Raw genomic sequence first — 15947 nt, forward strand, 5'->3', positions numbered from 1 at the left:
ATGAGAGTAGCATTTGTATTTTCAGGGCAAGGTTCACAGTATGTAGGAATGGGAAAAGAGTTATATGAAAATTTCCAAGAAGCAAAAAGAATTTTTGATGATGCTAATGAAGTATTAGATTTTGATTTAAAGAACTTAACTTTTAATGGTGATGCTGAAGAGTTAAATATTACTGAAAATACTCAGCCTGCAATACTTACTATGTCTATTGCGGCTTTAGAAGTACTAAAAAATAAAGGCATTGAAGCTGAGGTAGTTGCTGGATTAAGCTTGGGAGAATATTCAGCGCTTGTTGCCTCAGGGGCCGTATCTTTTAAAGATGCAGTAGCATTAGTAAAAAAGAGAGGAAAGTATATGCAGGAAGCTGTTCCTTTAGGTATTGGTGCAATGACTGCAATTATGGGATTATCTATAGAAAAAATAGAAGAAGCTATAGAGATGTCTAAGGATAAAGGTATAGTTCAAATTGCTAATTATAATACAGCAAACCAAATTGTAATAGGTGGAGAGTTGGAAGCAGTGAATTTTGCAGCTAATCTTTGCTTAGAATATGGAGCAAAAAGAGCTATAAGTCTTAAAGTATCTGGACCTTTCCATACTGTATTATTAGAGCCGGCAGCTATTAAATTGAAAGAAGAACTTAGTAACATAAGTTTTAGTAATATAAAAATACCTGTAATAAATAATGTTACAGCGGAAGAAATAAAAAAAGATGATGATATAAAGGATATTCTTGGGAAGCAAGTTAAGTCGTCTGTTAGATGGAGAGAGACAATAGAAAAAATGATTGATATGGGAATTGATACATTTATAGAGATAGGGCCAGGAAGAACATTAAGTAGTTTCATTAAAGAAATAGCTCGAGCTAATAAAGCTAAAGTAAATATATTTAATGTTGAAGATCTTAAGTCTTTAAATAAAACATTAGAGGGAGTAGGTGATTTGAATGCTTAATAATAAAAATGCAGTTATTACTGGAGCCACAAGAGGTATAGGAAGGGAAATAGCTATAACTTTGGCGAAAAATGGAGCCAATATAGCTATAAATTATAGAAAAGAAAATGAAGATTTAAGTAGCTTGATTAATGAGTTAAAAGAACTAGGTGTTAAAGTGTTTACTAGAAAGTGCGATGTAAGCAACGGAGGAGAAGTTGATGAATTCATTAAAGAAGCAAAGGAAAGCCTTGGGAGCATAGATATTTTAGTTAATAATGCAGGAATAACTAAGGATGGTTTAATTCTCAGAATGAAAGAAGAGGATTTTGATTCAGTAATAGATGTCAACTTAAAAGGGGTTTTTAATGCTACAAAGGCTGCTTCTGGAATTATGATGAAGCAAAGATATGGAAAGATAATAAATATCTCCTCAGTAGTTGGTATATCGGGGAATGTAGGTCAATGTAATTATGCAGCATCGAAAGCTGGAGTAATAGGGTTTTCAAAGTCTATTGCAAGAGAGTTAGCAACAAGAAATGTTAACGTAAATGTAGTTGCGCCGGGCTATATAAAAACTGATATGACAAAGGGTTTACCAGAGAAAGTTAAAGAGAGCATAATCCAAAGTATTCCTATGAAAAAAATAGGAGAACCAAAAGAAGTAGCAAATTTAGTATTGTTTTTAGCTTCTGATTTATCTAACTACATTACTGGGCAAGTAATTAGTGTTGATGGTGGAATGGTTATGAACTAGAAGGGAGTTTCTTATGAAAAGAAGAGTAGTAGTTACAGGAATGGGAGCAATAACGCCAATAGGAAATTCAGTAAGTGAATTTTGGAACAATGTAAAAAAGAATAAAAATGGTATAGAACAGATTACTTATTTTAATACAGAAGATTTTAAAGTTAAGCTAGCAGCAGAAGTTAAAAATTTTAATGTAGAAGATTATATAGGAAAAAAAGATGCAAAAAGGATGGATAAGTACACTCAATTTGCTGTTATATCATCTAATGAAGCTATAAAAGATAGTAAGCTTGAGTTAGGTAATATAGATAAAGAAAGAGTTGGAGTTGTATTTGGCAGTGGTATAGGTGGAATAGGTACTATAGAAAATCAAATCAATACACTAAAAGATAGAGGGCCAAGTAGAGTATCACCACTTACTATACCAATGGGAATTGCTAATATTGCAGCTGGAACAATAGCTATAGAGCATGGGATTTTAGGTAGTTGTTTAAGTTTAAATTCTGCATGTGCAACCTCTACACATGCTATAGGTGAAGCTTATAGAAGTATTAAGGATGGTTATTTAGATGTCATTATTGCTGGTGGTTCTGAAGCTTCAATTACACCTTTCGGAATTGCAGGGTTCCAGTCACTTACTGCTTTGAGCAGAAGTGAGGATAAGGATAGAGCATCTATACCTTTTGATAAGGATAGAAATGGATTTGTTATGGGGGAAGGTGCAGGGGCATTAATTTTAGAAGATTTAGATAGTGCATTAAAAAGAGGTGCTAAAATTTATGCTGAAGTAGTAGGATACGGTACTACATGTGATGCATATCATATTACATCACCAAGTAGTGATGGAGATGGAGCAGCAAGAGCTATGATTCAAGCGATGAAAGATGCAGATATTTCTTCAAGGCATATTGGTTATATAAATGCTCATGGTACATCTACAGAGATTAATGATAAGGTTGAGACGTTAGCAGTTAAAAAAGCAACTGGAGAAGATTATAAAAATATATACGTAAGTTCTACTAAGTCAATGACAGGTCATCTTTTAGGAGCAGCTGGAGCTATAGAAGCTATAATATCAATTAAATCATTAGAGGAGGACTTTATTCCAGCAACTATAAATTATAAAAATGAAGATGAAGAATGTGACTTAAATTTAGTTGTTAATGAAGGTATAAGAAAAGAGTATGATTATGCAATGTCAAACTCATTAGGATTTGGAGGACATAATGGAACCCTTATATTTAAAAAATGGAGGGAGAATTTATAGTGCTAGATTATAACAAAATAAAAGAACTAATACATGAAATAGATTCATCTAGTATAAGAGTATTTGAACTAGAAAATGATGGTTTTAAATTAAAATTGAGTAAAAATGATGAAGTAAGTTTTAAAGAAATAAATAACAAAGAAGAAGTTAATGTTGGAAATACTAATTCAAAATCTATACCTAAAAAAGAATTAGTAGTGGAAGAAGAAAGTAATAATATTATCGATATAGAGTTAAAAGAAGTTAAGTCACCTTTAGTTGGTACATTTTATTCATCTTCAACACCAGGTGGTAAGCCTTATGTTGAGGTTGGATCTAAAGTAAAAAAGGGAGATGTACTTTGTATAGTTGAAGCTATGAAGATTATGAATGAAATCACTTCAGATTTTGATGGTGAGATAGTTGAAGTATTAAGAAAAGATGAAGATATAGTAGAGTTTGGTATGAATATATTTAAAATTAAATAGTCTAAGGAGATTAGTTATGGATATAAAAGAAATTATGGAGATAATTCCGCATCGATATCCTTTTCTTTTAATAGATAAGGTTGAAAGTTTAGAAGGAAATAAAATAGTTGCAATAAAAAATGTTACTATGAATGAATATTTCTTTCAAGGACATTTTCCAGTAGAACCGGTTATGCCTGGAGTATTGATAGTAGAGGCTTTAGCGCAAGCAGGTGCTGTTGCTCTTTTAAAAAGAGAAGAGTTTAAAGGAAAAATAGCTTATTTTGGTGGTATAAATAATGCTAAATTTAGAAAAAAAGTTGTGCCTGGTGATATTTTAACTCTAGAGGTTGAATTAACTAAAATTAGAGGAGTAGCAGGTATTGGTAAAGGAATAGCATATGTAGATGGTAAAAAGGCTTGTGAAGCTGAATTAACATTTATGATAGGTTAAGATAAAGAGGTGTTTTATGATAAGAAAGGTATTAATAGCTAATAGAGGTGAAATTGCTGTAAGAGTAATAAGAGCTTGTAAGGAAATGGGAATAAAGACTGTTGCAATATATTCTGAAGCAGATAAGGAAGCTATGCATACTCAATTAGCTGATGAGTCTATTTGTGTTGGTACTCCTAAGTCAAAAGACTCCTATTTAAATGAAAGCAATATAATAAGTGCTGCAGTTATAACTAAATGCAATGCGATTCATCCTGGATTTGGTTTTTTATCTGAAAAAGCAGAATTTGCAGCTATATGTGAAGAATGTAATATAAAGTTTATAGGACCAAGTAGTGAAGTTATAAATCTTATGGGGAATAAATCAAAAGCAAGGGAAATTATGAGTAAGGCTGGAGTACCAATTGTTCCAGGAAGTGATGGATTGGTAAAATCTTTTAAGGAAGCCAAAATAGAAGCTAAGAGAATTGGCTATCCAGTTATGATAAAAGCTTCAGCTGGTGGTGGAGGTAAAGGGATTAGAATAGTTCATAAAGAAGATGAACTTGAAAATTCATTTTTTACTGCTAAATCTGAAGCACAAATTAATTTTGGTGATGATTCAGTATATATGGAAAAGTTTATAGAGAATCCTAGACATATTGAATTTCAAATACTTGCAGATAGTTTTGGGAATGTAGTTCATCTAGGTGAACGTGATTGCTCTGTTCAAAGAAGAAATCAAAAATTATTAGAAGAAGCACCATCATCTATACTTTCTGATGAGTTAAGAGAAAAGATGGGAAGAGCTGCAGTAGATGCTGCTAAAGCAGTAGGGTATACAAATGCTGGAACAATTGAGTTTTTAGTAGATAAACATAAGAACTTTTATTTTATGGAAATGAATACAAGGATACAGGTAGAGCATCCAGTAACAGAAATGGTTACTTCAGTAGATATAGTTAAAGAACAATTGAGAATAGCTAATGGTGAGAAACTGTCAATAAATCAGGAAGATATAAATGTTAAAGGTCACTCTATAGAATGTAGAATAAATGCAGAAAATCCTAATAAGAATTTTGCACCTTCTCCTGGGAAAATTGAGTTTTTAAATGTGCCAGGGGGGAATGGTATTAGGGTAGATACAGCGGTGTATCCAGGATATACAATACCACCGGTGTATGATTCAATGATAGCCAAAGTGATAGTTCATGGAAATAATAGAGAAGAGGCTATAAATAAAATGATTCGAGCTTTAGATGAGTTTGTAATACAAGGAGTAGAATGCAATATAGATTTTCAGATAGACATATTAAACAATGAAAGATTTAAATTAGGTATTTTTGATACTTCATTTATAAGTACAGAATATAATTTATAGTATGGTGATTATTATGGGTATTTTTAAGAAAAGACAGTACGGAGTAGTAAATTTAACTAAAGAAGAAGCTTTAGATTTACCGATAGTTCCAGATGGTACATGGGTTAAATGCGGAAATTGTGGAAAAATATTATACAAAAAAGTATTAGAAGAAAACTATAAAATCTGTAATCACTGTGGCGGATATTTTAGATTGGGAGCTTATGAGAGAATAGATCAAATATGTGATAAAGGGTCTTTCAATGGATTTAACTCTAGTATTTCATCAAGAAATCCTATGAATTTTGATGGATACGAGAAAAAGTTAAAAAGTAATAGAGAGAAAAGTGGACTAATTGAAGCAGTAATTACAGGTGACTGTAAAATAAATGGAATAAAAAATATAATAGCTGTAATGGATTCAAACTTTCTTATGGGGAGTATGGGGATTGCTGTGGGAGAAAAAATAACATTAGCAATTGAAAAGGCTACAAAAGAGAAATTACCTATAATAATTTTTACTACATCTGGTGGTGCTAGAATGCAGGAAGGTATTTTCTCGCTTATGCAGATGGCCAAGGTAAGTAGTGCTATTGCAAAGCATAATGATGAAGGGCTTTTATATATTACAGTATTAACAGATCCTACAACAGGAGGTGTTACCGCAAGTTTTGCCATGTTAGGTGATATAATTTTAGCCGAACCAAAAGCATTGGTTGGATTTGCTGGAAGAAGGGTTATTGAAGGAACATTAAAAGAAAAGTTACCTGATGACTTCCAAAGTGCAGAGTTTCTATTAGAAAATGGATTTGTTGATAAAATAGTTAAGAGAGAAGATATGAAAAGAACTTTATATAAACTTTTAAAGCTTCATGGATACAAGGAGGCGTAACTATGAGCAAAAACATTAAAGCTTGGAGTAGAGTTGAAACAGCGAGAATGATTGAAAGGCCTACTACACTTCAATATATAGATATAATATTTAAAGATTTTATAGAACTTCATGGAGATAGAGCTTATAAAGATGATAAGGCTATGGTAGCCGGTATTGCTTTTTTAGAAAATGAACCAGTCACTGTAATAGGGATGCAAAAGGGAAGAGATTTAAAAGAAAATATAGAACGAAATTTTGGTTCTCCCCACCCAGAAGGATACAGAAAAGCATTAAGATTTATGAAGCAAGCTGAAAAGTTTAATAGACCTATAATTTGTTTTATAAATACAGCAGGAGCTTATTGTGGTGTTGAAGCAGAAAAGAGAGGGCAAGGAGAAGCTATAGCTAGAAATTTAATGGAGATTTCTAAAATTAAGGTCCCTATAATATCAATTATAATTGGTGAAGGTGGAAGTGGCGGAGCACTTGCATTAGCTGTTGGAGACAGAGTTTGGATGTTAGAAAACTCTGTGTATTCAATTTTATCACCAGAAGGTTTTGCATCTATATTATTAAAAGATGCAACAAAATCAAAAGAAGTAGCAGAAAATATGGGGATTACATCTTATGAGCTTTTAGAGAGAAATATAATTGAAAAAGTCATTAAAGAGCCTAAAGGTGGAGCTCATAATGATATAGAAAGTGTTGCTAAAAATATAAAGGTAGAGCTAATAAAAGAATTAGAAGTTTTGAAGAGTAAAACAATAAATGCTCTTTTAGACGAGCGATATAAAAGATTTAGAAGTTTCTCTTAAAATCTAAGAGAAACTTCACCAGAGTAAATTTGTTTTATTATATTATTAGAGTCTTTTACTAATAGGCTTCCATCATTGGCAATATCGATAGGAGTTACAATTTCATATGTATTATTATAATGTAAGCTGACTTCTTTATTTAAAATACAGGAGTTAGCTTTATAAATTTTTAATATAGAAATTATCTTATCTTCAGTAATATCTGAATATATATTGCTGAATTTTTTTATGAAAGTATTAAGAATCTTAAACCTATTAAAATCATTTCCATAAGCAATTTTAAGTGATGTAGCCTTGTTTTGAAGTTCTAAGTCAAAATCGGTTATATCTAAATTTATATTAATACCGATACCAATTATTAAATAGTCTATTTTTTCGTTGGAAATATTGCTCTCAGTTAAAATACCACCTAATTTTTTATCTTTAATAAAAATATCGTTTGGCCACTTAATAGTAGCTTTAATATCAAATTCTAACAGAGTCTCATATATAGCAGTAGCTGTTAAAATAGGGATAATACTTAGAAATTTAGTAGAAAAGTCTGGTTTTAATAAGAGAGAAAACCATAGTCCTTTATTTTTAGGTGAAAGCCAGTTTCTACCTTTTGTTCCTCTACCACATATTTGTTTATCACTTAATACTAAAGTTGGTTTATCGAAGCCTTTATTAGCTAAACTTTTACAAAAATTATTTGTAGAGTCAATTTCTTCGAAAAAATAAAATTCAATGTTTGGATATAATAATTTGAAATTATTCAATTCAGTAGTTAAAATATTGTCCATAATTAATCTCCTTATCTTTTGATTATAGATAAATCAAATATTATTTAAAACATAATTTATAAAAGTATCAACTAAAAAAGGGTCAAATTGAGAACCAGAACAATTTTTTAACTCTAAAATAGCATCTTCTTTGCTCATTGGTTTCTTGTATGTACGCTCACTTCTCATAACATCATAAGCATCTGCAATAGAAATTATTCGTGATATAAGAGGTATCTCTTGCTCTTTAAGTCCTAGAGGGTAGCCAGTACCATCCCATTTTTCATGATGGCATAAAACACATTTAGCTACATTTTCGAGTTCTCCCATAGCTTGAAGTATTCTATAGCCTTTTTCGGAATGGGTTTTCATTATCATGAATTCATCGTATGTTAATTTTCCATGTTTTAAAAGTATATCTTCACGTATACCTATTTTTCCTATATCATGGAACTTAGCAACTAAAAAGAGTTCATCTAATTCTGAAGCTTTAAGGTTGAGTACAAGTCCTAAGGAATAAGCGTATGTAGTTACTCTTTCGGTATGTTCTTCAGTTTCAGTATTTTTTTCTTGAAGACTTTTTATTAAAGAATCTGTTACAGAGCTTCGTATACTTTTTTTATCTAACAATTTTCTTCTATATACTTTTTCTTCTACTTCTTTTATACAATCGTATATATTTTGAGATGTGGAGCTTTTGACAGATTCGCCTAGTGCTATACTTAATTGAATAAATTTATAATCACTATCTTCGCATTTGTGTAAAATTTCTCTCATTATATTTTCGCATAATTGTTCATTGCTATTTGGTAAAAGAATCATAAATTCATCTCCACCCCAACGGAAGACAGAACCTTTTGTTGAACAAACATCTGTTAATACATTAGCGATGCTTATAAGAAGTTTATCACCTTCTAGATGGCCTAATGTATCATTAACTATTTTTAAACCATTGACATCACCCATTATTATTCCGAGAGGAAGATATTTTTCTTGATTATATTTGTTTAGTTTTTCTTCGAAGCTAGAACGATTATACAAACCAGTAAGATAATCAGTATAGCTTAAATATCTTAGTTTGTTCTCTAATTTTTTTCTATCTGTAATATCTCTAGAAAGGCCTACAATTCCCAAAACATCACCATCTTCATTAATGACAGGAACTTTAAGGTTTTCTTCAAATTTAACATCACCATTTTTATAAGATATAGAGTATTGAGAAGACTTTGCTTTCTTTGTCTTCATAATTTCTTTATCTTGCTCAAGAAATTTTTTTGCAATTTCTTTATTTGGATATATTTCCAAATCAGATTTGCCTATTAAATCATAAACTCCAAGCTTTTCATAAAAGTCACTAAAGTTTTTATTGTAGCCGATAAATTTACAATCTTTATCTTTGTAGAATATAGCTTCTGGTAAAGAGTCTATTATAGTTTTTAATATATCTTTTTGTTTTTTTAACTCTTTTTCTCTTTTTAATTTATCGTTTATAGGTAATATAATACCGGCTATTGAATGTATTTCATTATGTGAATTTAATAAAGGAAAGATTATGCACTCAACAAAAATATTATCTATATTAACATTAAAAGTTATACTCTTCTTTTCTGATATACATCTTTTTATTTGGTTATCATATAATGTTGCAGTTACTTTGGGAAAAACTTCTTTATTTGTCTTACCTATGATATCACTATATTTTGTATTATATAAATTTTCATAAGATTTATTTAAGAATATTATTTTAGTATTTATGTCTTCTATCCAAACTGGATAAGGAAGAAATTCTAAAAAAGATTTAAAAATATTCATAATTAAAAAGTTCCTTTATCTATGTATTTATAGGTAATATTATATCATAAAAAAGAGAAGTATCTTTAATAAAACAGTCTAAACCTAGAAAAATATACAAAAACAGGGTTATTTAACAGAAAAAAGTTATTTTTTTAAAATGAAAGTTATAAAAAAATAAATTTCATAATATGATATTTATAATATTATAAAAACAAAAAGTAAATTTTAGATATAGCTTTAAAAGGAAGAATAAATGCAGATTAATATATAATATGAAAATGAATAAAATAAAAAAATAGAATTTAATTTTTAGAAAAATGAATAAAAATTTTGAAATTATGCATTTATGTGGTAATATATAGATATAAGCAAAATAAAAGGGGGAGTTTTATGAAAAATAAAATAGGATTAACTGCAAAAATATTTATAGGAATGGGGCTAGGATTACTTTTAGGATTAGCAATTAGAGCTTTACCAAGTGGATTTATAAAAGATACAGTATTTTTAAATGGAATCTTAAAAGTTTTAGGAACAGGATTTATTAGTGCTATTAAGATGCTTGTAGTTCCATTAGTGTTTGCATCTATAACTTGTGGAGTTGCATCACTTGCAAATATAAAGAGCTTAGGAAGAATTGGGGGCAAAACAGTAGTATTTTATTTATTTACAACAGCGGTTGCTATATCTATTGCTATAGGACTAGGATTTTTAATTAATCCAGGAGTAGGATTAGATATGTCAAGTTTAGTTCTTCAAGAACCTACAATAGGAGAAAGTCAAAGCATAGCTGATTTAATAATAAGCATAATTCCAACAAACCCAATTAAAGCTATGGTAGATGGGGACATGCTTCAAATAATTTCGTTCTCAATTTTATTTGGGGCTACTATAAGTATATTAGGTGAAAAGGCTAAACCTGTAAAAACCTTTATGCTAAGTTTAAATGAGGTTTGCTTAAAAATGGTTAATATAGTAATGGCTATTGCACCTTTTGGAGTATTTGGACTAATAGCAAATACTTTTGCAACAACAGGATTTGAAGCTTTTGGATCATTAGTTAAATATATGATAGTTGTTTTATTAGCGTTAGCTGTTCATGCTGTAGTTGTATATTCTGGATTATTAAAAGCATTTACAGGATTAAACATTGTACCATTTGTTAAAAGATTCGCTAAAGTTGCAGCTGTAACTTTTTCAACGGCATCAAGTGGGGCTGCATTACCTGTTACAAAAAAGGCAATGGATGATTCTGGAGTAAGTAATAAGGTATCATCTTTTACAATACCTTTAGGAGCAACAATAAATATGGATGGAACAGCTATAATGCAAGGAGCTGCAACTGTCTTTATAGCTCAAATATATGGAATTGAATTAGGAATAGGACAAATAATGGCTGTAATAGTTACTGCAACACTTGCATCTATTGGAACTGCTGCAGTGCCAGGAGTTGGGCTAGTAATGTTATCTATGGTTTTAAGAACTGTTGGATTACCTGTAGAAGGTATAGGGCTTATTATGGGTGTAGATAGAATACTAGATATGTGTAGAACTACAATAAATGTATTTGGGGATTGTATATGTACACTTATCGTAAGTAAAAGTGAAAATGAGTTTGATGAAGAAAAATATTATTCGGATGATGATATAATGATTGATGAAGTAACTGCATAGTTATAAATGAAGGAGGTGTTTTTTACATCTCCTTTATTTAGTTGATTTTTAACTATACTAGACAGTTTTATATTTACAATGTAAAATTATTTTACGTATACTATAGGAAGGATAAAGATTTAAATGAATGATAAGAAATTGAAAAATAGCTATGATAAGGCTATGAAGAAGCACAAAGGAAACAAAAAGGCTCAATTAATTACAACAGTGATTTTTGCGATTATTGCTTTAGTAACTATAGCATTTGGTGGAGAACTAAAAAATACAACTACAGGCGCTATTGGTACTATGAAGGTTCACTATATCGATGTTGGACAAGGCGATGCAACTTTAGTACAAGTTAATGGTAAAAATTTATTAATAGATGCAGGACCAAATAAGTCGGCAGACAGCTTAGTAGAATATATTAAAGGAATAGGAGTAACAACTATAGACCACGTTATTGCAACTCATCCTCATGAAGATCATATAGGTGGAATTGATGAAATTTTTGATGCATTTGAGGTTAAAAACTTTTATTCTCCAAAGGTTGAGCATACTACTAAGACTTTTGAAAAAATGATAAATGCTGTTACAAATGAAGGATTAAAAATAACTACTATTAAAGCTGGAGATGGATCTAAGATAGATTTAGGAGATGGTACTAAAGTAGAAATTTTTTCACCAGTAGATGATAAATATAATGAGTTAAATGATTATTCTCCTATTATGAAGATTACTTTTGGAGAGAATTCATTCTTATTTACTGGAGATGCAGAGAAACTTGTAGAAAAGCAAGTTATTGCTAATGGAGAAAATATTGATGCTGATGTATTAAAGGTAGGCCATCATGGTAGTACTACTTCTTCATCAGAAGACTTTATAAAAGAAGTTTCACCAGATATTGCAGTTATTCCAGTTGGAGAAGGAAATGATTATGGACATCCTCATAAGGAAATACTAGAGCTATTAGAAAAGAATAATATTAATTTACTTAGAACTGATTTTGAAGGAACTATCATTCTAGAAAGTGATGGGGAAAATATAAAAGTTTTAGAATAAAAGGTTAGAGCTATCAAAGAAGGTAGCTCTAATTTTTTTGAAAATAAATAAAATTTAAAGCTATAATTTTTATAGGTTTTGAACAATACTAATATTATTGATGAAGGAGTGATAATTTTGGAACAAAAGATAATGACTTTTCATGATGAAAACGGAAATAAAATTGACTATCAAATTTTAGAGCAAAAACTGATTAATAAAACTGAGTATGTAACAATGGCACCAGTAAGTAACAAGGCTGATGTTGAAGTATTTAAGATTAAGTTTGATAAAAATTGGAACGAAACATTAGTCCAAGTAGAGTCTGAAAAGGAGTTGGATATGGTAAGACAAGTATCAAGTGTAAAGTTTTAATAAAAATCTTAAGGGCTGTTTTGAAACGGCCCTTATTTGTTGTACAATATAAATATATTAATAAAATCCTTATGGAGGGAGTATATGAAAAAAAATGCAGCACAAAGAGAATTTAAAAAATTAAAAAGTCAAATTACTCAAATAGAAGAAATAGTTCATCACTCTAAGGCAGGGGCTCTTTTTGAACATGAAGCAGCAATAAGGAAAAAAATAAAGACACTATTGGAAATGGAAACTGAAGGGTTTAAAGAATATGATGTTGTTTTAGAGAGGTATGAGGAACTTCTTGAAGAGACAGCTAAGAGAATACTTGAATCATATAATAAAAAAAATGGAACAGATTTTGACTATTATCAAGTTGTAAGGGGAAATTATAATTTATTAATAAACTCTGGATTTATTACTGTACTTACAAAACATCATATTCCGAATATAATAGCAGAAGAGTTTGAAAAGAATTTTCCTGATAATCCTAAAAATGAATATATAAATGCTAGAAATATAGAAAGAAAATTCTTTATTCATTTAGGTGATACAAATACAGGTAAGACATTTAATGCTATAGAGAGATTAAAAACAGCTAGAAAGGGAATATATCTTTCACCTTTAAGAATATTAGCTTTAGAAAACTTTGAAAAGCTTAACAGTGAAGGGGTTGTTTGTAACTTAGCTACAGGAGAGGAAGAAATAATTAAAGAAGGTGCAACTCATTTATCATGTACAATTGAAAAACTTAATTTAAGAGAAGAATATGATATTGCAGTAATAGATGAGATTCAAATGATTGGTGATTCTCAAAGAGGGGCAGCATGGACTAGAGCTTTATTAGGTTTAAGATGTAAAGAAATTCATGTTTGTGGAGCACTTAATACTAAGGAGTTACTTGAAAAGATATTAAAGGATTGTAAAGATGATTATGAAATAAAGGAGTATACAAGAAATGTTCCTTTAGAAGTAGAATATAAGAATTTCAATATTAGAGATGCGCAGGAGGGAGATGCAATAGTAGTATTCTCTAAAAAGCGAGTTTTAGAAATTGCATCAGAATATTCTAATCTAGGTATTAAAGCTAGTATAATATATGGTGATTTACCACCTGAGGTTAGAAGAATGCAATATAATCAGTTTATAAATAAAGATACTAAAGTTCTTGTTACAACAGATGCAATAGGAATGGGAGTAAATTTACCTATAAGAAGAATCGTATTTATGTCTATAAGAAAATTTGATGGAGAGGAAATACGAGAGCTTACATCTCAAGAAGTAAAACAGGTAGCAGGAAGAGCGGGAAGAAAAGGAATATATGATGTTGGATATGTAGCTTCAGTAGGAGATACAGCTGATTTCATAAAGGAAAAGATAGAGAGTATAGATAAACCAATAGAGAAAGCTGTAGTTGGTCCTTCAGAGGCTATTCTAAATATAAAGAATCTACCATTAAAAGAGAAGTTAGCATTGTGGAGTACTAGAGAAGAAAAACTTAATTATTATCGAAAGATGGATATAAATGATTATCTAATTGTATTAGAAGCTATTAAAAGATATAACTTAAAGGAAGATATTCAATGGGATTTGTTAAAAGTTCCTTTTGATGTTAAAAATGAAAGTCTTATGGAGACCTTTTTAAAATATGTTGATGAGTTATTTATAAATAAAGAAAAGAAATTATTTAAACCAGAATGTTATAAAGGCAACTTAGAAGCTTTAGAAATCTATTATCAAGAAATAAGTATGTACTACTCATTCTCAAAAATATTTTCATTAGAATTTGATGTAGAATGGGTATACAGTGAAAGATTAAAAGTTAGTAATGATATAAATGATATTTTAATTAGAATTTAGATATCATTTGAAGATATTTATATTACACATAGGGGGATAACATGAGAAGATATAATACAAATATTGAGGGGTTTACATTAAGAGAAACAAGTGAAAATGATTTATCATTAATTCTAGGATTTATTAAAGAAATAGCTGAGTATGAAAAATTATCTCATGCTGTAGACGCAACAGAAGAGTCACTTAAAAAATACGTTTTTGAAAAAAGAAGAGCAGAAGTTTTAATAGTTGAGAAAGATGAGAATCCTATAGGATATGTAGTTTATTTTTATAATTTCTCTACTTTTACAGGCACATCAGGTCTTTATTTAGAAGATGTATTTATAAGATCAGAATATAGAGGTATGGGATTAGGAAAAGAAATATTTAAGATATTAGGCAAGCTTGCAAGAGAAGAGGGGTGTAAAAGAATGGAATGGGTCTGTTTAAATTGGAATGAACCTTCAAAGAAATTCTATAAGGGATTAGGAGCAATTTCTATGGATGAATGGACAACATTTAGATTAACAGAGGATTATATAAGAAAGCTTTAAAGTCTGAAATAGTAATAAAAATAAAGTGGGTTTCCACTTTATTTTTATTTATAGATATTTTATAGTTAAAAGTTTGATTTATAAGTTATTTTAGTTATTATATATAATGTAGAAAATTAAATATTAAAGGAGTAACAGTATGAGTGAACTAAGTAATAGGACGAAAGGTATAATATTTATAATAGCATCTGCTTTTGGATTTGCTATGATGTCTGCATTTGTAAAGCTAGCAGGGGACTTACCATCATTTCAAAAGACTTTCTTTAGAAATCTTGTTTCATGCATAATTGCAGCAATATTTATTATAAAGAATAAGGAGAGTTTTTTTGGAAAAAAGGATAGCCAAAAGATTTTAATATTAAGATCGATATTTGGAACTATAGGAATAGTATTGAATTTTTATGCAATAGATAAGTTAGTTTTATCAGATGCTAATATGTTGAATAAATTAAGCCCATTTTTTGTAATAATTTTTTCAGCATTATTTTTAAAAGAAAAAATAAATATAAAACAGAGTATTGCAATAATTATTGCATTTTTAGGTGCGCTATTTATAATAAAACCTACTTTTAATTTAGATATAATTCCATCATTATTAGGAGTAGTTGGAGCTATTTGTGCTGCGGCAGCGTACACTTGCCTAAGAGTTTTAGGAGGGAAAGAAAAACATTATACGGTAGTATTTTATTTTTCATTATTCTCAACTATTGTAATTTTCCCATTTATGATTGTAGTTTATAAGTCTATGACCATGATTCAATTAGTATATTTAATATTAGCGGGGATTTTTGCAAGTATTGGACAATTTGGGGTAACATTAGCATATAAATATGCACCTTCAAAAGAAATATCTATTTTTGATTATTCTAATATAATATTCTCTGCAATAATAAGTTTAGTTATTTTTGGAGTATTACCAGATTATTTAAGTGTAATAGGGTATTTAATTATATTTGGAGCATCATTTTATATGTTTTTATATAATAAGAAGCTAGATAAACTAGAAAAAAATAAGTAATACCTAGTGTTTATAAATAGATAGTATTTTAAAATATAACTATAAATGGTAAAATAT

The 15947-nt window shown here is 29.5% G+C and carries 16 protein-coding genes; 14 read left to right on the forward strand and 2 right to left on the reverse strand.

The window, feature by feature from the left end; genetic code table 11:
• From fabD to ARA56_RS01855, 8 genes are read left to right on the forward strand one after another with little or no spacing between them, the layout of a single operon-like run.
• Entirely contained in the window at positions 1 to 954 is a 954-nt protein-coding gene (fabD, locus tag ARA56_RS01820; RefSeq protein ID WP_055263352.1) for an ACP S-malonyltransferase, read from the forward strand.
• Positions 947 to 1690 (forward strand): 3-oxoacyl-[acyl-carrier-protein] reductase, encoded by a 744-nt coding sequence (gene fabG / locus ARA56_RS01825; RefSeq protein WP_055263354.1) that lies wholly within the window; start codon positions 947 to 949, stop codon positions 1688 to 1690. Before fabD ends, fabG begins: the two co-directional genes overlap by 8 nt.
• A gap of 13 nt (positions 1691 to 1703) precedes the next feature.
• Complete coding sequence (gene fabF / locus ARA56_RS01830; RefSeq protein ID WP_055263356.1) at positions 1704 to 2948, forward strand: beta-ketoacyl-ACP synthase II; 1245 nt, start codon at positions 1704 to 1706, stop codon at positions 2946 to 2948.
• Positions 2948 to 3415: an acetyl-CoA carboxylase biotin carboxyl carrier protein gene (accB, locus tag ARA56_RS01835; RefSeq protein ID WP_242855832.1), complete on the forward strand. Its 468-nt coding sequence runs from the start codon at positions 2948 to 2950 to the stop codon at positions 3413 to 3415. The genes fabF and accB overlap by 1 nt, the downstream gene beginning before the upstream one ends.
• Before the next feature lie 16 nt (positions 3416 to 3431).
• Entirely contained in the window at positions 3432 to 3848 is a 417-nt protein-coding gene (fabZ, locus tag ARA56_RS01840; RefSeq protein ID WP_055263360.1) for a 3-hydroxyacyl-ACP dehydratase FabZ, read from the forward strand.
• A gap of 16 nt (positions 3849 to 3864) precedes the next feature.
• Positions 3865 to 5208, forward strand: a complete 1344-nt coding sequence (locus ARA56_RS01845; RefSeq protein ID WP_055263362.1) for an acetyl-CoA carboxylase biotin carboxylase subunit — start codon at positions 3865 to 3867, stop codon at positions 5206 to 5208.
• Positions 5209 to 5221: 13 nt separating this feature from the next.
• Positions 5222 to 6079, forward strand: a complete 858-nt coding sequence (accD, locus tag ARA56_RS01850; protein WP_055263364.1) for an acetyl-CoA carboxylase, carboxyltransferase subunit beta — start codon at positions 5222 to 5224, stop codon at positions 6077 to 6079.
• Between the two features lie 2 nt (positions 6080 to 6081).
• Positions 6082 to 6876: an acetyl-CoA carboxylase carboxyltransferase subunit alpha gene (locus ARA56_RS01855; protein ID WP_055263366.1), complete on the forward strand. Its 795-nt coding sequence runs from the start codon at positions 6082 to 6084 to the stop codon at positions 6874 to 6876.
• On the opposite strand, the gene ARA56_RS01860 is transcribed toward ARA56_RS01855, so the two are convergent.
• Positions 6873 to 7658 carry a biotin--[acetyl-CoA-carboxylase] ligase gene (locus ARA56_RS01860; protein ID WP_055263368.1) on the reverse strand — a complete coding sequence of 262 codons (786 nt, stop codon included), beginning with the start codon at positions 7656 to 7658 and terminating at the stop codon, positions 6873 to 6875. The genes ARA56_RS01855 and ARA56_RS01860 overlap by 4 nt on opposite strands.
• Before the next feature lie 33 nt (positions 7659 to 7691).
• Complete coding sequence (locus tag ARA56_RS01865) at positions 7692 to 9449, reverse strand: sensor domain-containing diguanylate cyclase/phosphohydrolase (RefSeq protein WP_055263370.1); 1758 nt, start codon at positions 9447 to 9449, stop codon at positions 7692 to 7694.
• A gap of 372 nt (positions 9450 to 9821) precedes the next feature.
• On the opposite strand from ARA56_RS01865, the gene ARA56_RS01870 reads away from it, so the two are divergent.
• The 6 genes from ARA56_RS01870 (at position 9822) to ARA56_RS01895 (ending at position 15890) form a co-directional block, all read left to right on the forward strand.
• Positions 9822 to 11102, forward strand: a complete 1281-nt coding sequence (locus ARA56_RS01870) for a dicarboxylate/amino acid:cation symporter (protein ID WP_055263371.1) — start codon at positions 9822 to 9824, stop codon at positions 11100 to 11102.
• A gap of 123 nt (positions 11103 to 11225) precedes the next feature.
• Positions 11226 to 12143, forward strand: coding sequence for a ComEC/Rec2 family competence protein (locus ARA56_RS01875; protein WP_242855834.1), 918 nt, complete (start codon positions 11226 to 11228; stop codon positions 12141 to 12143).
• Positions 12144 to 12251: 108 nt separating this feature from the next.
• On the forward strand, positions 12252 to 12497 hold the full coding sequence (locus ARA56_RS01880; protein ID WP_242855836.1) for a DUF1292 domain-containing protein: 246 nt from the start codon (positions 12252 to 12254) through the stop codon (positions 12495 to 12497).
• 84 nt (positions 12498 to 12581) lie between these two features.
• Entirely contained in the window at positions 12582 to 14339 is a 1758-nt protein-coding gene (locus tag ARA56_RS01885) for a helicase-related protein (RefSeq protein ID WP_055263373.1), read from the forward strand.
• A gap of 41 nt (positions 14340 to 14380) precedes the next feature.
• Complete coding sequence (locus tag ARA56_RS01890) at positions 14381 to 14872, forward strand: GNAT family N-acetyltransferase (protein ID WP_055263375.1); 492 nt, start codon at positions 14381 to 14383, stop codon at positions 14870 to 14872.
• A 139-nt stretch (positions 14873 to 15011) separates the two neighbouring features.
• Positions 15012 to 15890 carry a DMT family transporter gene (locus ARA56_RS01895; protein WP_055263377.1) on the forward strand — a complete coding sequence of 293 codons (879 nt, stop codon included), beginning with the start codon at positions 15012 to 15014 and terminating at the stop codon, positions 15888 to 15890.
• Positions 15891 to 15947 lie beyond the last annotated feature (57 nt).

This window comes from Clostridium disporicum (assembly GCF_001405015.1).
GTDB lineage: Bacteria > Bacillota > Clostridia > Clostridiales > Clostridiaceae > Clostridium > Clostridium disporicum_B.